The 17,576-nt window shown below is 73.2% G+C and carries 20 protein-coding genes; 7 read left to right on the plus strand and 13 right to left on the minus strand.

The features are described from left to right. Positions 1-724: acyl-CoA thioesterase domain-containing protein (locus E1286_RS27095; RefSeq protein WP_132616784.1), on the plus strand; the 724-nt coding region annotated here is incomplete at its 5' end. Between the two features lie 4 nt (positions 725-728). Here the strand turns inward: E1286_RS27095 and gndA are convergent. Then, entirely contained in the window at positions 729-2,153 is a 1,425-nt protein-coding gene (gndA, locus tag E1286_RS27100) for an NADP-dependent phosphogluconate dehydrogenase (protein ID WP_132616786.1), read from the minus strand. 60 nt (positions 2,154-2,213) lie between these two features. Next, positions 2,214-2,459: a hypothetical protein gene (locus E1286_RS50500; protein WP_246075202.1), complete on the minus strand. Its 246-nt coding sequence runs from the start codon at positions 2,457-2,459 to the stop codon at positions 2,214-2,216. Positions 2,460-2,474: 15 nt separating this feature from the next. On the opposite strand from E1286_RS50500, the gene E1286_RS27110 reads away from it, so the two are divergent. From E1286_RS27110 to E1286_RS27125, 4 genes are all read left to right on the plus strand, one after another. Further along, positions 2,475-3,113: an NAD(P)H-binding protein gene (locus tag E1286_RS27110; RefSeq protein WP_132616788.1), complete on the plus strand. Its 639-nt coding sequence runs from the start codon at positions 2,475-2,477 to the stop codon at positions 3,111-3,113. Between the two features lie 5 nt (positions 3,114-3,118). Then, positions 3,119-4,153 (plus strand): aldo/keto reductase, encoded by a 1,035-nt coding sequence (locus tag E1286_RS27115; protein ID WP_132616790.1) that lies wholly within the window; start codon positions 3,119-3,121, stop codon positions 4,151-4,153. Between the two features lie 71 nt (positions 4,154-4,224). Beyond that, positions 4,225-6,723 (plus strand): ATP-dependent Clp protease ATP-binding subunit, encoded by a 2,499-nt coding sequence (locus E1286_RS27120; protein ID WP_132616792.1) that lies wholly within the window; start codon positions 4,225-4,227, stop codon positions 6,721-6,723. A 102-nt stretch (positions 6,724-6,825) separates the two neighbouring features. Further along, positions 6,826-7,458, plus strand: coding sequence for a hypothetical protein (locus E1286_RS27125; protein WP_132616794.1), 633 nt, complete (start codon positions 6,826-6,828; stop codon positions 7,456-7,458). A gap of 1 nt (position 7,459) precedes the next feature. On the opposite strand, the gene ptsP is transcribed toward E1286_RS27125, so the two are convergent. Genes ptsP through E1286_RS27160 form a run of 8 tightly spaced genes read right to left on the minus strand, consistent with a single transcriptional unit; the run spans position 7,460 to position 14,042 of the window. After that, positions 7,460-9,043 carry a phosphoenolpyruvate--protein phosphotransferase gene (gene ptsP / locus E1286_RS27130; RefSeq protein ID WP_132616796.1) on the minus strand — a complete coding sequence of 528 codons (1,584 nt, stop codon included), beginning with the start codon at positions 9,041-9,043 and terminating at the stop codon, positions 7,460-7,462. Then, positions 9,036-9,317 carry an HPr family phosphocarrier protein gene (locus E1286_RS27135; RefSeq protein ID WP_132616798.1) on the minus strand — a complete coding sequence of 94 codons (282 nt, stop codon included), beginning with the start codon at positions 9,315-9,317 and terminating at the stop codon, positions 9,036-9,038. Before E1286_RS27135 ends, ptsP begins: the two co-directional genes overlap by 8 nt. Before the next feature lie 14 nt (positions 9,318-9,331). After that, entirely contained in the window at positions 9,332-10,336 is a 1,005-nt protein-coding gene (locus E1286_RS27140) for a zinc-dependent dehydrogenase (protein WP_132616800.1), read from the minus strand. Further along, positions 10,333-10,758 carry a PTS mannitol transporter subunit IIA gene (locus E1286_RS27145; protein WP_132616802.1) on the minus strand — a complete coding sequence of 142 codons (426 nt, stop codon included), beginning with the start codon at positions 10,756-10,758 and terminating at the stop codon, positions 10,333-10,335. Before E1286_RS27145 ends, E1286_RS27140 begins: the two co-directional genes overlap by 4 nt. Then, positions 10,751-11,059, minus strand: a complete 309-nt coding sequence (locus E1286_RS49435; protein ID WP_223190434.1) for a PTS sugar transporter subunit IIBC family protein — start codon at positions 11,057-11,059, stop codon at positions 10,751-10,753. Before E1286_RS49435 ends, E1286_RS27145 begins: the two co-directional genes overlap by 8 nt. A 3-nt stretch (positions 11,060-11,062) precedes the next feature. After that, the gene (mtlA, locus tag E1286_RS27150; RefSeq protein WP_246075204.1) at positions 11,063-12,277 is read right to left on the minus strand and encodes a mannitol-specific PTS transporter subunit IIC; all 1,215 of its coding nucleotides are present in this window, start codon (positions 12,275-12,277) and stop codon (positions 11,063-11,065) included. A 41-nt stretch (positions 12,278-12,318) separates the two neighbouring features. Continuing rightward, positions 12,319-13,284 (minus strand): 1-phosphofructokinase, encoded by a 966-nt coding sequence (gene pfkB / locus E1286_RS27155; RefSeq protein WP_132616804.1) that lies wholly within the window; start codon positions 13,282-13,284, stop codon positions 12,319-12,321. After that, entirely contained in the window at positions 13,281-14,042 is a 762-nt protein-coding gene (locus E1286_RS27160) for a DeoR/GlpR family DNA-binding transcription regulator (protein WP_132616806.1), read from the minus strand. Before E1286_RS27160 ends, pfkB begins: the two co-directional genes overlap by 4 nt. Before the next feature lie 102 nt (positions 14,043-14,144). Here E1286_RS27160 and E1286_RS27165 point away from each other — a divergent pair, with 102 nt between their 5' ends. Then, positions 14,145-15,032, plus strand: a complete 888-nt coding sequence (locus E1286_RS27165; RefSeq protein WP_246075206.1) for a D-alanyl-D-alanine carboxypeptidase family protein — start codon at positions 14,145-14,147, stop codon at positions 15,030-15,032. 121 nt (positions 15,033-15,153) lie between these two features. Here E1286_RS27165 and E1286_RS27170 read toward each other — a convergent pair whose 3' ends face one another. Beyond that, positions 15,154-15,765 (minus strand): class I SAM-dependent methyltransferase, encoded by a 612-nt coding sequence (locus E1286_RS27170; protein ID WP_132616810.1) that lies wholly within the window; start codon positions 15,763-15,765, stop codon positions 15,154-15,156. A gap of 21 nt (positions 15,766-15,786) precedes the next feature. On the opposite strand from E1286_RS27170, the gene E1286_RS27175 reads away from it, so the two are divergent. After that, positions 15,787-16,653 carry a hypothetical protein gene (locus E1286_RS27175; RefSeq protein ID WP_132616812.1) on the plus strand — a complete coding sequence of 289 codons (867 nt, stop codon included), beginning with the start codon at positions 15,787-15,789 and terminating at the stop codon, positions 16,651-16,653. A 75-nt stretch (positions 16,654-16,728) separates the two neighbouring features. Here E1286_RS27175 and E1286_RS27180 read toward each other — a convergent pair whose 3' ends face one another. Both E1286_RS27180 and E1286_RS27185 read right to left on the minus strand, forming a co-directional pair. Continuing rightward, positions 16,729-17,079, minus strand: coding sequence for an MmcQ/YjbR family DNA-binding protein (locus E1286_RS27180; protein ID WP_132616814.1), 351 nt, complete (start codon positions 17,077-17,079; stop codon positions 16,729-16,731). 9 nt (positions 17,080-17,088) lie between these two features. Further along, on the minus strand, positions 17,089-17,505 hold the full coding sequence (locus E1286_RS27185) for a CBS domain-containing protein (RefSeq protein WP_132616816.1): 417 nt from the start codon (positions 17,503-17,505) through the stop codon (positions 17,089-17,091). Positions 17,506-17,576 lie beyond the last annotated feature (71 nt).

A 17,576-nucleotide genomic window follows, 5' to 3' on the forward strand; every position in this document is an offset into this window, starting at 1 on the left:
CGCCCGGGGCCCCTGGTCCCCCGACATGCTGCACGGCCGCCTGCTCGGCGGGCTCGCCGCCCGTGTGCTGGAGGAGCGTCACGGCGAGCCGGGCCTGCTCTTCGCCCGGCTGACCGTCGACCTGTTCCGCAACAGCCCGCTGCTGCCGGTCGCCGTCGAGACCACCCTGGTCAGGGACGGCCGCCGGATCCGGGTGGCCGACGCGGTGATCTCCACCTCCCAGGGGGCCATCGGCCGGGTCTCCGCCGTGCTGCTGCGCAAGGGTGAGCAGCCCGAGGGCGAGCGCACGGTCACCACGCCCCCGTGGGACGAGCAGCCCCCCTCCGGGCCGCCCGCCCCGGGCCGCGGCGGCTGGATCCCGCCGTTCGAGCTGTGGCAGCTGTCCGGCTGGAGCCTGCCGGGGCCCGGCCGGGTGTGGATGCGCGAGACGCACCCGCTGGTGGACGACGAGCCGCTCACCCCGCTCGTGCGCGCCGCGCTGGCCGCCGACTTCGCCAGCCCGCTGAGCAACTCCCAGCCCGACGGCCTGCGCTTCATCAACGCCGACTACACGCTCACGCTGGCCCGGCTGCCCGAGGGCGAGCTCGTCGGCCTGGAGGCCACCGGGCACGCGAGCGCGGAGGGCGTCGCGACCGGCCAGGTCACGATGCACGACACGGCGGGGCCGATCGGCTTCTGCCTGGTCACGGCCGTCGCCAACCCTCCGATGCGCGGCACGCGCTGAGCGGTCAGGCCGGGCTCTCGGTGCGGTCGCCCGACCAGTCGGTGTGGAAGGCGCCCTCCTTGTCGACCCGCTGGTAGGTGTGCGCGCCGAAGAAGTCGCGCAACCCCTGCACCAGCGCGGCCGGCAGGCGGTCGCGGCGCAGCGCGTCGTAGTAGGCCAGGGCCGAGGAGAAGCCGGGCGTCGGCACGCCGGTCTGCACCGCCGTGGTCACCACCCGCCGCCACGACTCCTGCGCCGCCTCCAGCGCCGCGGCGAACGTCGGGTCGGCCAGCAGCGTCGGCAACTGCGGGTTGGCGTCGTACGCCTCCCGGATGCGGTCGAGGAACTTGGCGCGGATGATGCAGCCGCCGCGCCAGATCGTGGCCATCGCCCCGAGGTCGAGGTCCCAGCCGTACTCCTTCGAGGCCGCCGCCATCTGGTCGAACCCCTGCGCGTACGCGACGATCTTGGACGCGTACAGGGCCTGGCGCACGTCCTCGATCAGCTCGCGCCCGCCCACGCCGGACAGCTTCGGCCCCGCCAGCGACGCCGCCGCGGCCCGCTGCTCCGGGTGGCCCGACAGCGCCCGCGCGAACGTGGCCTCGGCGATGCCCGTCACCGGCACGCCCAGGTCGAGCGCGCTCTGCACCGTCCAGCGGCCGGTGCCCTTCTGCTCGGCCTGATCCACCACGACGTCCACGAACGGCTTGCCCGTCTCGGCGTCCACCTGGTCGAGCACCTCGGCGGTGATCTCGATCAGGTAGGAGTCGAGCTCGCCCCGGTTCCACTCCCTGAACACCTCGGCCAGCTCGGCCGGCGAGGCGCCCAGCGCCTGGCGCAGCAGGTCGTACGACTCCGCGATCAGCTGCATGTCGGAGTATTCGATGCCGTTGTGCACCATCTTCACGAAGTGGCCGGCGCCGTCGGGGCCGACGTGCACGCTGCAGGGCACGCCGTCGACCTGGGCCGCGATGTCCTGCAGGATCGGGCCGAGCGCCTCCCACGACTCCTTCGACCCGCCCGGCATGATGCTCGGGCCGTGCAGCGCGCCCTCCTCGCCGCCGGAGATGCCGGTGCCGACGAAGTGCAGGCCCTTCTCGCGCAGCGCCGCCTCGCGCCGCCGGGTGTCCTGGAAGTGCGCGTTGCCGCCGTCGACGATCATGTCGCCCGGCTCCATCAGCTCGGCCAGCTGGTCGATCACCGCGTCGGTGCCGGCCCCGGCCTTCACCATGATGATCACCCGTCGCGGGCGCTTCAACGAGGCCACGAACCCGGCGAGGTCCTCGGACGGCACGAACGTGCCCTCCCCGCCGAACTCCTTGACCAGCTGCTGCGTACGGCCGTGCGAGCGGTTGTGCACCGCCACCGCGTACCCGTGCCTGGCCAGGTTGCGGGCCAGGTTGCGCCCCATGGTCGCGAGGCCGGTGACGCCGATATCTGCCAAGTCCATCTCAGCTCCTCTATGGGGAATACGGATGGTCCAGCTTCCGAGTTCGGAGGGATATTCCCGTCAGTCGCCCTGCCGTACGCCGAGCTCGTCCAGCCGGTCGAGCATGTCCGCCGGATCGGCGTGCACCCGGAAGCCGCCCGTTCCAGTTCGGTCCCTGCCATACCCTCCCGACAGCAGCCCGATGCCGAGCACGCCACGCGGGGCAGCTCGTCGATCTGCTCGGGAGACGCCGTCGATCAGGGTGCCGTCGAGATCGAAGAGGAACGCGGGGCGCCGGGGCCTCGGGGAAGTCCTCCACCCGTCCATGACACCATGGCAGGCATGCGGATCATCATCGCGGGGGGCCACGGGAAGATCGCGCTGCGGCTGGCCGCCCGGCTCAAGTCCGGTGCGGTGGGGCTGGTACGCAACCCGGCCCACGTCGCCGACGTCGAGGCCACCGGCGCCGAGGCCGTGGTGTGCGACCTGGAGAAGGCGAGCGCCGAGGAGGTCGCCCGGATCGTCGAGGGCGCCGACGCCGTCGTGTTCGCCGCAGGAGCGGGGCCCGGCAGCGGCGCGCCGCGCAAGGACACCGTCGACCGCGGCGCCGCCGTGCTGCTCGCCGAGGCCGCCGAACGCATGGGCGCGCGCCGGTTCATCCAGATCTCCTCCATGGGCGCCGGCAAGCCGCCCGCCGGCGGCGACGAGGTGTGGGCCGCCTACATCAGGGCCAAGACCGAGGCCGAGGACGACCTGCGCCGCCGCGACCTCGCCTGGACGATCCTGCGCCCCGGCCGCCTGACCGACGAGCCCGGCACCGGTCTCGTGCGGCTGGCCCCCGAGGTGCCGCCCGGCTCCGTCCCGCGCGACGACGTGGCCGCCGTCATCATGGCGCTGCTCGACAACCCCGGCACCGTCCACCGCACGCTCGAACTCGTCTCCGGCGACACTCCCATCATCGAGCTCGTTGCGACAGAGTGAGAGGCGTGACTGAATATCGCGTACTCGGACGTACCGGTCTCCAAGTCAGCCCCCTCTGCCTCGGGGCGATGATGTTCGGCGGATGGGGGAACCCCGACCCCGACGAGTCCGCCCGCATCATCGACCGGGCACTCGACTCCGGTGTCAACTTCATCGACACCGCCGACGTCTACGCCCGCGGCCAGTCGGAGGAGTACGTCGGCCGCGCCCTCGCCAAGTCCGGCAAGCGTGACCAGGTCGTGCTGGCCACCAAGTGCCACGGCGTCATGGGCGAGGGCCCCAACGAACGCGGCAACTCCCGCCGCTGGATCTTCCAGGCGGTCGAGAACAGCCTGCGCCGCCTCGGCACCGACTGGATCGACCTCTACCAGATCCACCGTCCCGACCCGCACACCGACGTCGAGGAGACCCTCGGCGCCCTGACCGACCTCGTCCGCCAGGGCAAGGTCCGCTACCTCGGCAGCTCCACGTTCCCGGCGCACCAGGTCGTCGAGGCGCAGTGGGCCGCGCGGCGGCGCCCGCTGGAGCGGTTCGTGTGCGAGCAGCCGCCGTACTCCCTGCTCGTCCGCGGGATCGAGGCCGACGTGCTGCCCGTGGCCGAGAAGTACGACATGGGCGTCATCGTCTGGAGCCCGCTGGCCGGCGGCTGGCTGACCGGCCGCTACCGCAAGGGCCAGGAGCTGCCGCGCACGCGCCGCGCAGAGCGGCTGCCGCAGCGCTACGACCTGGAGCTGGAGCCCAACCAGCGCAAGCTCGACGCCGTCGAGCAACTCGCCCGGCTGGCCGAGGAGGCCGGGCTCACCCTGATCCAGCTGGCGATCGCGTTCACCCTGCGGCACCGCGCGGTGACCTCGGCGATCATCGGGCCGCGCACCATGGAACACCTGGAGGGCCAGCTCGGCGCCGACGAGGTGCGGCTGAGCGACGACGTGCTCGACCGCATCGACGAGATCGTCCCGCCGGGCGTCACGCTCAACGCGGCCGACGCCGGCTGGCAGCCGCCCGAGCTCACCGACGCCAGGCTGCGCCGCCGTCCGTGACTTTGCCGAACACTGGCTATGACTTTCGGTACGGACGGCTAGATGTCCCCTGAGTACGAGGGGGGCGCAAGATGTCCGACATGCCGTTCAAGTCGTTCTTCGGAGGAGACCCGTTCCGCGGCTTCGAGGAGCTCACGGGGCGGGTCTTCGGCGGTGCGGAGGGCTGGCCGCCGTCGCGGCCCAGCGTGCACCGCGTCGATGTGGGCCGGCTGCTCAGCGCCTCCGCCCGCGAGGTCCTGAACCGCGCGCTGGAGGGCGCCGCGCACCGCGGGGCCGCCGACCTCGACGTGCTCGACCTGCTGCGCGCGCTGATCGAAGACGACGCGACGCAGGCGATCCTGCGCACGGCCGGCGCGGACACCGGCCGGCTGCGCGACCGGGTCGACGCCACCGCCGGCCCTCGTGTCGCCGCCGAGCCGCCCTCGACGCTCTCACCCGCGGCCAAACGCGCCCTTCTGGACGCCCAGCGGCTGTCGCGGGCCCTGCAGTCGTCGTACATCGGGCCCGAGCACCTGCTGCTCGCGCTCGCCGCCAACCCTGACTCGGGCGCCGCCCGCCTCCTGCAGGAGCAGGGCGTCTCCGCGAACGAGCTGCAGCAGGCCATGCTCGCCGGCCCGGCACGCGGCGGCCACGCCCCGCGCGAAACCGGCACGCCGTCGCTCGACGAGTACGGCCGCGACCTCACCGAGGCGGCCCGGCAGGGCGCCATCGACCCCGTCGTCGGCCGCGCGGACGAGATCGAGCAGGCCATCGAGGTGCTCTCCCGCCGTACCAAGAACAACCCGTGCCTCATCGGCGAGCCCGGCGTCGGCAAGACCGCCATCGTGGAGGGGATCGCCCAGCGCATCGTGAACGGCGCCGTGCCCGACACCCTGAAGGATCGCCGCGTCGTCGCCCTCGACCTGACCGGCATGGTGGCCGGGACGAAGTACCGAGGCGAGTTCGAGGAGCGCGTCAAGAAGGTCGTGGACGAGGTGCGCGCCCACGCCGACGAGGTCATCGTCTTCATCGACGAGGCGCACACCCTCGTCGGCGCCGGCGCGGCCGAGGGCGGCATGGACGCCGCCAACATCCTCAAGCCCGCGCTCGCCCGCGGCGACCTGCACGTCGTCGCCGCCACGACCATCGACGAGTACCGCAAGCACATCGAGAAGGACGCCGCGCTCGAACGCCGCTTCCAGCCGGTCCTCGTCGCCGAGCCGACCGTCGAGGAGACGGTCGAGATCCTCGCCGGGCTGCGCGACGCCTACGAGGCGCACCACCAGGTCCGCATCACCGACGAGGCCTTGGACGCCGCCGCCACCCTGTCGGCCCGCTACATCACCGACCGCTTCCTGCCCGACAAGGCCATCGACCTCATGGACCAGGCCTCCGCGCGGGTGCGGCTGCGCTCGCGCACGCCCGGCGCCGACGTACGCGAGCTGGAGGAACGCCTGCAGGCGCTGCGCCGGGACAAGGACCAGGCGGTCGCCGCCGACGACTTCGACCGGGCCAAGGAGCTGACCACGCAGATCGGCAAGCTCCGGCCGGAGCTGGAGCGGGCCAGGCACGGCGACGAGTCCGTCCCGCAGGTCATGGTCGAGGACATCGCCGAGGTCGTCTCCCGCCGCACCGGCATCCCCGTCACCCAGCTCACCCAGCAGGAACGCGACCGGCTCATGCGCCTGGAGGAGCACCTGCACGAGCGGGTGATCGGCCAGGACGAGGCCGTCAACGCCATCGCCGAGGCCGTACGCCGGGCCAGGGCGGGCCTGTCGGACCCGGACCGGCCGATCGGCAGCTTCCTGTTCCTCGGCCCGACCGGCGTCGGCAAGACGGAGCTGGCCCGCGCCCTGGCCGCCGCCCTGTTCGGCGGCGAGAACCACATGGTGCGCATCGACATGAGCGAGTTCCAGGAGCGGCACACCGTCTCCCGCCTCATCGGCGCCCCGCCCGGCTACGTCGGCTACGAGGAGGCCGGCCAGCTCACCGAGGCCGTACGCCGCCGCCCGCACGGGGTGGTCCTGCTGGACGAGGTCGAGAAGGCCCACCCCGACGTCATGAACATCCTGCTGCAGCTGCTCGACGACGGCCGCCTGACCGACGGCCAGGGCCGCACGGTCGACTTCGGCAACACCATCGTCATCATGACCAGCAACATCGGCGCCCAGCTCATCCTGGACGCCCCAGCCGACTCGCCCCAGCTGGAGAACCAGCTCATGGATCTCCTGCGGCACTCCGTCCGCCCGGAGCTCCTCAACCGCATCGACGAGACGATCATCTTCAAGCGCCTCGAACCCGGCCAGCTCCGCCAGATCGTGGACCTGCTGCTGGAACGCACCCGTCAGCGGCTGCGCGGCCAGGACGTGACGCTGGAGGTCACGGACGCCGCCAAGGACTGGCTGGCCCGCCGCGGCCACCAGCCCGAGTTCGGCGCCCGCCCGTTGCGCCGCACCGTACAACGCGAACTGGACAACCGACTGTCGACGCTCCTCCTGACCGGGGAGGTCGAGGAAGGCGGCAAGGTCACCGTGGACGTCCAGAACGACACCCTCCACCTGCGCGCCCACAACCCCGAGCCCGCCGCCTGACGGGTCGAGCGGCTCCTCTCCGCTGAGTACTCGGCCGACAGGCCGGGCGGCCGGTCGATGAATGGGCCTGGCCGGAGGTGGGGGTGTCGGGGAGGATGAGACATGTTCTTCGAGCCGCCGCCGCCGGGCGAGCAGATGGCCGGCCCCCCGCCGCGGGCGCGGATGGGGTTGCCGGCGTGGTTCGCGCCGCCCGCCGACGAGATGGGCGTGGTCGTGCAGGCCGGCGTCGTGGCGGCCCGCAGCACGAACGTGGCCGTCGCCGTGCCCGCGGTGCGGGCGTACAGGAGCGGCTGCTCGATCGACGTGGAGATCCTGGTACGGCAGGCTGAGCTCTCGCCGGATGACGCCTGGGAGCTGCACATGTCGGTCTTCCCGATGGCGCACGTCATGTCGCGCGGCGGTGACCGGTTGCCGGACCGGCTGCTGCGCTTCGGCGTTCGCTACGCCGACGGCACCAAGGCCACCACCGTCGGCATGAGCTGGGATCCCCGTCCCGGGCAGCAGCCCCCGCCGGGCCCGCGGCTGAGCTGGTTCCCCAGCGCGGGTGCGGTACGCGTGAGCGACGAGGTCCAGGTGCACGCGTCCGCGCTGTGGTTGTGGCCGCTGCCGCCCGAGGAGACCTTCGAGCTCGCCCTGGAGTGGCCCCTCGGCGGCATCGACCTGACGTTCGCCCCGCTGGACGGTTCGGCCATCGTGGCCGCCGCCCAGCGGGTGGAGCCGTACTGGCCGGGCTAAGTCACTCCCGGGCGGCGCGGGCGCGTTCGCGGCACTCCCGCAAGGTGAGCCCGGCCAGCGCCTCGCGTACGGCGGGCACGCACACCGGCGCCATCGACAGGCTCGTCACCCCCAGCCCCACCAGCAGCGGCGCGAGCGCCGGGTCGCCGGCCGCCTCGCCGCACACGCCCACCGGCTTGCCCGCCTCCGCGCCCGCCGCCGCGCACATGGCGATGAGCTCCAGCAGGGCGGGCTGGCGCGGGTCGAGCAGGTCGGCCAGGGCGGGGTGCTGGCGGTCGGCGGCGAAGGTGTACTGGGCCAGGTCGTTCGTGCCGATGCTGAGGAAGTCCACCTCCCGCAACAACGCCCGTGCCCGCAGCGCCGCCGCCGGGACCTCGATCATCACGCCGACCTTGGCGATGCCCTTGGCACGGGCGCTCCGCGCGAAAGCGGCCGCCTCCTCCACCGTGGTCACCATCGGCGCCATCACCCACGCCTGCGCGCCCGTCGCCCTCGCCGCCTCGGCGATCGCCTCCAGCTGGGTGTCCAGGACGCCGTCCAGCAGGCGCTCCACCCGCAGCCCCCGCACACCGAGCGCCGGGTTCGGCTCCTCCGGCAGGCCCAGGAACGGCAGCGGCTTGTCGGTGCCGGCGTCCAGCGTGCGCACGATGACGCTCTCCACCCGGCCCAGCACCTCGGCGTAGGCGGCCACCTGCTCCTCGAACGGCGGCGCCTGCTTGCGGTCGAGGAACAGGAACTCCGTGCGGAACAGGCCCACGCCCTCGCCGTCGGGAACGAGGTCCGCGGCCGAGCCGATGTTCAGCAGGAGCTTGACCGGGTGGCCGTCGGCGGTCCTGCCCGGGCCCTGGCTCGCGGCGAGCCGGGCGCGTTCGGCGCGGTCGCGTTCCCGGATCAGCTCGGCCTCCTCACCGGTCAGGCCGACGGCGACCTCGCCGGTGGCGCCGTCCACGCCGACGAGCGTGCCGTCGGGGACGTCCCTGATGCCGCGGCACGCCACGACGGCGGGCAGGCCGCGACCGCGGGCCAGGATCGCCGTGTGGCTCGTCGGGCCGCCGCGCTCCGTGACGAGCGCGAGCACGTCGGGGCCCAGGCCCGCCGTGTCGGCGGGCGACAGGTCCTCGGCCACCAGCACGTACGGGTGACCGGGCGCGGGCAGGCCCGGCATCGGCAGGCCGAGCGTGAACGCCACCGCCCGGTGCTTGAGGTCGTCCAGGTCGGCGGCCCGCTCGGCGAGGTAGCCGCCGAGCGCCGACAGGGCGTCGCGGTGCTGGGCGAAGGCCGCGTCGAGGGCGTGGGCGGCGTCGAGGCCGTCGCGGGCCCGGGTCTCGGCGTCCTCGCGCAGCGTCGGGTCGTCGGCGATCATGGCGAGCGCCTCCAGGATCTCCGCCGCCTCGCCCCGCGCGGTCGCGGCCCGCCTCGTGAGGTCCGCGGCCACCGCCTCCAGTGCCGACCCGACGGCGGCCGTCTCGGCACCGGGGTCGGTGACGGGCCTGGGCGCGGGCAGCGCCGGCGGCCCCGCCATCCGCACCACCGGCCCGGCCGCCCGCCCCTGACTCACCCCGAGCCCGGCCAGGGTGTCAGGCATGGGCGGGGTCTTCCGCGTCGAGGTCGCGGGACAGCAGGGCGGCCAGGGTGTCGAGGGCCTCCTCGGCGCCCGGGCCGTCGGCCTCCAGGGTGACCTCCGTGCCGTGGACGGCGCCCAGCGACAGCACGCCCAGCATGCTCTTCGCCGGCACCGTCTTCTCGCCGGCCCGGATCGTCACCGGAACCTCCGCCTTCATCGCCGCCTGCACGAACAGCTTGGCGGGACGGGCGTGCAGGCCGCTGGCCGAGGCCACGGTCACCGTACGCTGTGCCATGTCGAGCGCCTCCTCTACGGCTCGATGGTTACCTTGATGGCCGCGCCCCGGCTGACCAGGTCGATGCCGTCGAGCACCTGCTCCAGCTCCAGCCGGTGCGTGATCAGGTCGGACACCGTCACGGCGCCCTCGGCCACCAGCCGCAGCGCCTCGGCGTTGTGCGCCGGGCTGGAGCCGTTCGCGCCGACGATGGTCAGCTCACGGTAGTGCACGAGGTTGGAGTCGAGCGCGATGACCGGATCGTCCTTCGGCAGGCCGCCGAAGAAGCTGACGCGCCCCTGCCGGGCCGCCATCCGCACCGCCTGCTCCTGCGCCGCGCCGGACGCCGCCGCCGTGATCACCACGTCGGCGCCCCGGCCGCCGGTGAGCTTGAGCACCTGCTCCACCGGGTTGGAGTCGATGACCGCGTCCGGGCGGACCAGCTCGGCGGCCATCGCCAGCCGCTCGGCGTTGACGTCCACCAGGAAGACGCGGGCCGCGCCGCGCGCCCGGGCCAGGCGGACGTGCAGGCAGCCGATCGGCCCCGCGCCCATGACGACCACGTCGTCCCCGGCGCCGACGCGGGCCAGCGACTGGCCGTTGAGCACGCACGCCAGCGGCTCGGCCACCGACGCCTCGGCGAAGCCGACGCCGTCCGGGATGGCGTTGACGCCGTTCACGGCCAGCACCTTCGCCGGGACGATCATGTACTCGGCGAAGCCGCCGTCGTAGTGGTAGCCCATCGACTCCTGGTTCGGGCAGATCGTCTGCCGGCCGCGCCGGCACTCCTCGCACCGCCCGCACGGGATCGCGGCGATCACCTGGACCCGCGCACCTGTGTCGACGACCTCCCCGGCGATCTCGTGGCCCATCACGCGCGGCGGCACGATGTGGTGGTGGCCGTGCTTGTGGATCTTGGCGTCGGTGCCGCACGTCGAGCAGTTGCGCACCCTGATCTTCAGCTCTCCCGGGCCCGCGACGGGCTCGGGGGCGTCCTCTATGCGGATGTCGCCCGGGGCGTGGAATCTGGCGACCTTCATGTGAGCTCCTTCATGATCTGCGAGACCTGGGTGGCCTCGCGCAGCGTCCTGGCGCGGTCGGGGTCGAGCAGGATCTCGGCCAGCTCCGCCAGCAGCGGAACGTGCCCGTCTCCCTTGGCCGCGATGCCGACGCACAGGGTGACCCGCTCGCCGTCCCAGTCGACGCCGCCGGGGAAGCGCACCACGCAGATCGCGTCGCGCTTGACGTCCTCCTTGGAGGCGGCGGTGCCGTGCGGGATGGCCACCTCCTCGCCGACGTAGGTCGAGATGGTCCGTTCGCGGTCGAGCATGGCCTCGACGTACGGCTCCGCGACCGCTCCGACCTCGACCAGCGCCCGGCCGCAGCGGCGGATGGCCGCGTCGCGGTCGGGGGCGCTCTCGTGCAGCAGCACGGCGCGCGGGTCGAGCAGGTCGTCACGCATCGACCGTGCCGCCGTTCTTGATGGCGTCGACGAGCTTGGTCACCGCCGGGTCGCCCAGGAAGATCTGGAACGCCACCAGCGGCTTGCCCGGGGCGGCGGCCCGCGCCCGGGCGGCCAGGCCGGAGTGGCACAGCACCACGTCGGCGTCGGCCGGGATGGAGTCGACCGGGGTGTGCTCGACGGTGACGCCGGTGCCCTTGAGCTGCTTCTTGAGCGTGGAGGCGAGCATCACGCTGCTGCCCATGCCCGCGTCGCAGGCCACGATGATCTTGTGGATGTCCTTGCTGTCGATGCCGGCCATGGCTCAGGCCTCCCTGGTGACGGGTGCGGTGGTGGATGCGGTGCCGGGCTCGGCGGTGTTCGGCTCGGCGGTGTCGGACTTGACGGACTTGGTGCTGTCTGACTGGACGGTGGCAGGCTCGACGGTGGCGGGTTCGGTGGTGTCGGGTTCGGTGGCCTCGGGCTCCGCCTTCTCGCCCCGGCCGAAACCGAGCAGGAGCGCGGCGACGATGAACGACACGCCCGTCGCCACGACGATGCCCAGGCCGGAGCCCAGCCAGCCGCCCCTCGGGGTGACCGCGAGGTAGGCGAAGATGCTGCCCGGCGACGGGGTGGCCACCAGGCCGGCCCCCGTGACGATGAACGTGAACACCCCGGCCGCGCCGCCCGCGATGACGGCGAGGATGAGGCGGGGCTTCATGAGCACGTACGGGAAGTAGATCTCGTGGATGCCGCCGAAGAAGTGGATGATCATCGCGGCGGGCGTGCTCGGCCGCAGCGTGCGCGGCCCGAACAGCAGGTACGCCAGCAGCAGCCCCAGCCCCGGCCCGGGGTTCGACTCCAGCATGAACAGGATCGACTTGCCCTGCTCGGCGGCCTCGGCCACGCCCAGCGGGCTGAGCACGCCGTGGTTGATGGCGTTGTTCAGGAACAGCACCTTGGCGGGCTCGATGAGCACGGACGCCACCGGCAGCAGGTTGTTGTGGACCAGCCATTCGACCGCGTTGCCCGCGGCGGTGGTGACGGTCTCGACGACCGGGCCGATGGCGAGCATGCCGGCCACGGCCATCGCGCCGCCCACGATGCCGGCGGAGAAGTTGTCCACCAGCATCTCGAAGCCGGCCTTGGTCCGCGCCTCGGTGAACTTGTCCACATATTTCAGGATCAGGGCGGTGAGCGGGCCAATGATCATGGCGCCGAGGAACATGGGCGCGTCCGTGCCCACCACGACGCCCATCACCGCGACGGCGCCGACGACCGCTCCCCGCTGCCCGTGGACCATCCGGCCGCCGGTGTAGGCGATGAGGACGGGCAGCAGCGTCTTGATGATCGGGTCGACCATCTGCGCCAGCGTCTCGTTGGGCAGCCAGCCGGTCGGGATGAAGAGCGCGGTGATCAGGCCCCAGGCGATGAACGCGCCGATGTTCGGCATGATCATGCCGGCCAGATGGCCGCCGATGCGCTGGATGGTGGCCTTGGCCCCGGTTCCGGTGACCGGGGGTGTGTAGGTGTCGGCCATGGACGTGCTCCTTCGGGGATGAGCAGAAATCAGCCGCCGGCTTATGGGAGGTGCGCCGGTGCGGGCAGGGCGGGCGAGGAGAGCGGTCGCGCGAGGTCGGGCGGGCCGACGGCGACACGGCCCGGGTCGATGTCGGACGGGCCCGGCATGCGGCTGCCGGGCAGGCGTACGGCGGCGGAGCCCCAGGCCAGCGCCTGTGCCAGGGCCGCCGGGCCGCGGCCGCCCGCGGCCAGGAAACCCGCCAGCATGGCGTCGCCTGCGCCGACGGAGCTGCGCGGCTCGGTCACGGGCGCCTCGCCGTACCAGAGGCCGTCGTCCTCGACGAGAACGGCGCCGTCGGCGCCCAGGCTGGCCAGCACCGCCCGCGCGCCGGCCGCGCGCAGCTCGGCCGCGGCCGCGGCCACGTCGCCCAGGCACGTGATCGGCATGCCGGTGGCCGCCGACAGCTCCTCCAGGTTGGGCTTGACCAGTGCGGGCGCGGCGCCGAGCGCGTGTTCGAGCGCCGGGCCGCTGCTGTCGACCGCCATGTGGATGCCCGCCCCCGCGAACCTGCGGCACAGCCGCGCGTAGACGTCGGCCGGTACGGCGGGCGGCAGGCTGCCGGAGGCGACCACCCAGTCCGCCTCGTGCGCCGCGGACAGCACGGCCTCGGCGATCGTGTCGAGCTCGCCGGGCGACAGCGCCGTGCCCGGCTCGTTGATCTTGGTGATGGTGCCGTCGGGCTCGGCGAGCGTGACGTTCGACCGGGTGCGCCCGTTCACCGGGACAGTCACCATGTCCAGCCCCTCGGCGGCCAGCAGGCCGACGAGCTGCCTGCCCTCGTCGCCGCCGTAGGGCACGACGGCCCGTGAGGCGACCGCGTTGGCGAGCAGCGCCCGCGAGACGTTGACGCCCTTGCCACCGGGGTCGAGGTGGGCGGTGGCGGCGCGGATCACCGCGCCCCGGTCGAGCGCGGAGATCTCGATGGTGCGGTCGAGGCTGGGGTTGAGGGTCAGGGTGAGGATCACGCGCGGATCACCTCCGGGCCCGCCGCCGCCACGTCGGCGGCCAGCCCCGTGTCCAGCCCCGTGTCGGTGATCACCACGTCGATCTCGCTCAGCTGGGCGAACGTGGCCAGGTACGTGTTGCCGAACTTCGTGTGGTCGGCCAGCAGCACGCTGCGTTGCGCCGCCTCGACCATGGCCCGTTTGATGGCCGCCTCGGCCGGGTCGGGCGTGGTCAGGCCCCGGGCCGGCGAGCAGCCGTTGGTCGCCATGAAGGCGACGTCCACGTTGAGCGAGGCCAGCGGGCGCAGCGCCCAGTCGTCGACCGTGGCCAGGGTCTTGCCGCGCACCCGCCCGCCCAGCATGATCACGTGCAGGTTGGCGCGGGCGGCCAGGGCCGTCGCCAGCGGCGGGGAGTTGACCACGACGGTCAGCTCCCGGTCGGCGGGCAGCACCTGGACCAGGCGGCCCGTGGTGGTGCCCGCGTCGATGATCACGGACCCGTCCTCGGGCAGCTCCGCCAGCGCGGCCTTGGCGATGCGCTCCTTCTCGGCGGTCATCACCTCGTCGCGGGCGGCCAGCGCGGGCTCGAAGCCGAGCCGTTCGACGGGGATCGCGCCCCCGTGCACCCGGCGCAGCACGCCCGCCCGCTCCAGCGCGGTCAGGTCGCGGCGGATCGTCTCGGTGGTCACGTCGAGCTCGGCGGCCAGCGTCACCACGTCGACACGGCCTGCGGCCCGCGCCCTCCGCAGGATCTCCTGCTGCCGCTCCTCGGCGTACATGATGTTGATTCACCACCGTTTCGAGTTGGTTTCCTCTGTGTTTATACCCGTTTTCGTTGAGCGGTCAAGAGTGTCATGCCAAGATCTGGTAGGTATAGGCGGGTGCGAACGACACCCCTGACCGCCGTGCCCCTGCTCGTCGCCGCGCTCGCGACGCCCGCCCACGCCGCCGCGCTCCCCGCGGCCCCCGCGGCGGTGCAGCCGCCGCGCGTCCCGGCCGGCACGACCGCGGCCTGGGTGGTGTACGACCGGCACGCCGGCAAGATCGTGGCCACCCGGAACGCGCACCGGAAATACCGCTCGGCCTCGGTCGTGAAGATCCTCATCGCGATCGACTACCTGGAGCGGCGCAAGAGCGTGCCGCCGGCCGACGCCAAGTTGCTGCAGATCATGCTGCGCTCCAGCGACGACGACGCCGCCTCCGCCTTCTGGGACCGCCTCGGCAAGGGGCAGATCATCGTCAGGACGGCCCGCAAGCTGGGCCTGGCCGACACCACGCCGCCGCCCGCCGCCAAGCCAGGGTTCTGGGGTTACACGTCGCTGAGCGCGTACGACATCGTGCGCACCTACCGTTACCTGCTCGACCGGGCCGAGCCCAGGGTCAGGGACACGATCCTCGGCCACCTGCGCAAGGCCGCCCCGTGCGGGACCGACGGCTTCGACCAGACCTTCGGCATCCCCGACGCGGTGCCGCGGCCGTGGGCGGTCAAGCAGGGCTGGTCGGGGTTCGGCACGACGCCGCCCGTCAAGTGCGGCGGCGACGCCAGGGCGGTGGGGGCGCCCATCTCGTGGATCGCGCAGCGCGCCACCGGGTCGGGCGTGCCCGACTACGGGCGGCCGGTGCTGTACACGTCCGGGCTGGTGGGCAAGGGCGAGCGTTACGTCATGGCGCTGCTCACCGCCCACCCGGCGGGCGGCACGTGGAACTCCTCCGTCAAGCGCATCACCACGCTCACCCGGGACCTCTACCGTCACGTGACGACCGCCTGACCGCCTGACCGCCTGACAGCCGGGCCCGCCGCCTGTCGCCGGCGGAGGGTTGCGAGCAGCGGGTGAGTACGCAGGACGAAGCACAGCCTCGGCCGCCCGGGCCGGGCGGCGCCCGCATGCCCTAGCCGACGAAGGAGAACATCCGCACGCCGGGCTCCAGCGGCACGGGCGGGCCGGCGTAGCGGTGGACGCCGATGCCGTAGCCGTACTCGGCGCCCTCCTGGGCCACCTGCTCGAAGCCCTCGTCCTCGAACCAGCCCGAGATCACCGGCACCAGGTCGGGCTCGTGCCGGCCCCTCGTCCAGATCACCGTCGCGCCGGGGGCGCACAACTGGGGGAGCGTGGCGACCGTACGGCGGACGTCGTCGTCGGTGATGTTGCCGAACACCCCGCACGCCAGCACCAGGTCCGCCGGCACCGCCCCCGCGTACGCGTCCGTCAATGCGGCGTCACCGCACACCACCTCGACCCCCTCCGGGGCGTCGCGCCCGGCCTCGGCGACGTTGCGTGCGTCCAGCTCCACCAGGCGCGCCCGCACCTGCCCGCGCCGTGGATGCGCGGCCAGCACCGGCAGCAGGTCGCGCCCCTGCCCGGCACAGAGGCTGACCACCTCGGAGGCTCCCTCGTCGAGCGCCACCCCGATCCACCGCCGCACGGCGCGCAGCCGCCGCTCCAGTGACGAGCCGGGCTCGTCGTAGTGGTCGTGCCAGGAAACCCAGTCGATACGCGTCATGATGACTGATAGTCGTGGGGAATGGACAAGCGATCAACCCCTCTGTCCCGGGTGCTACGGCAGGCAGGCGGCCCCGGCGTCCTCGAGGTCCTGGCCGAACGGCTGTCCGGCGCCGACCTCACGACGCTGCTGCTGGAGGTGATGCGCCGCCGCTCGCGCCACCTGTCGCCGGCCGACGTGCTGCGCCGCTACGGTCACGACCGCTTCGTCGTCCCCGCGCCGATCCCGTTCGCCCGGCTCCGGCGCGCCGAGGACGCGGTGCTGTCCGTGCTGCCGGACGACGTCGAGGTGATCACGCCGGCGCCGGTCGCGCCGCTCGGCACCCACGCCGTGCTCGGCCCGGTCGACCAGAACAACGTGGTCACCACCATCAGGAACAGCGAGGTGGCCGCCGACCCCACCAACGCCCTCGCCCTGGAGGCCGCGGTGCGCCGCCGTGCCGACCCCTCCCGCCCGGTGCGCCTGGCCGCCGTGCAGCGCGTCGTCCGCGCCCAGCAGGTCGAAGGCGCCGCCTCCTACGCCCACTTCACCCTGTTCGCCCTGGTCACCGCCGGGCGCGACACCGGCGACCTGGCGTTCGAGCGCGAGCACGCGGCCGAGCACCTGGCCATCATGACCGCCGCCGTACGCGCCTGCGGGCAGGCCGACCCGCAGGCGCGCGTCACCGTTCTGGACGAGCGTTTCGAGCGGGTGGCGGCGGAGCTCGACGCAGCCCCGGACCCCGGGCGCAGCGGCGGGCGCGGCTACTACAAGGGCCTCTGCTTCAAGGTCTACGGCAAGGGCCTGGAGGTGGGCGACGGCGGCTTCGTCGACTGGACGGCCCGCCTGCTCGGCAACCGCAAGGAACGCCTCATCATCAGCGGCCTCGGCGTCGACCGGCTGAGCTAGAGGCCGTGGCAGTGCTCCCCGGCCCGCGCCGGGGAGCACTGCCTGGCGCAGGGCGACGGCCGACGCCGACCTCGCCTAGGGCAGGGCGGCGCGCTCGTGCTCCAGGCGGACCTTCTTGGGCACGCACATGCGCCAGGCGTCGAGCACCAGCTCGCGCATCTCGGCGGCGTCGATGGCGGCCGGCCGTGCCACGACCCAGTTGAACCGCAGGTCCGACTCGCGTGGCAGGAGAAACTTCTCCGGCTCGGCCGCCACCAGCGCCGCCCGCTCCTCCTTCGGGAAGCCGAAGCCCATCAGCGTCTCGTCGCGCGAGAACGCCACGTAGACGATCCTGCCGACACGGAACTTCACCCGGTCGCGGATGAGGTGCTCCGACGTGCGCGGGAGCGTGAGCGCGAACTGGCGTACGTCCTCGACGGTGACCACACGGCCACGTTACCGGTTGCCCTCGGCGGCCGAGATGTCGGCGAGCGCCGAGCTCGGGTCGCGCTCGACGGCCAGGTCGCCCAGGCTCACGATGCCGATCGCGCGGCCGTCCTCGACCACCGGCAGGCGGCGCACGGCGTGCGAGCGCATGAGCTGCACGGCCTGGTCGATGCTCGTGTCGGGGCCGACGGCCTCGATCGACGGGCTGCACGCCTCACGCACCGGCGTGTCCGGGCCGCGGTCGTCGGCGATGACGCGCACCGTGATGTCGCGGTCGGTCACGATGCCCTGCATGCGACCGTTGTCGTTGACGATGATCGCTCCGGTGTCGTTGTCGCGCATCAGCGCCGCCGCGACGGACACCGGCTGATCGCCCTCGATGCACGCCGGGTGCGACGTCATCACATCTGCGACGGTCTTCGCCATGAGATCCTCCTGGTAGATCGGTCAGCGCACCCTCTACCCGGGTCGATGGGCGAATCACGACGCGGCCCGCA

Origin of the sequence: Nonomuraea terrae (assembly GCF_004348995.1) — a bacterium.
Lineage (GTDB): Bacteria > Actinomycetota > Actinomycetes > Streptosporangiales > Streptosporangiaceae > Nonomuraea > Nonomuraea terrae.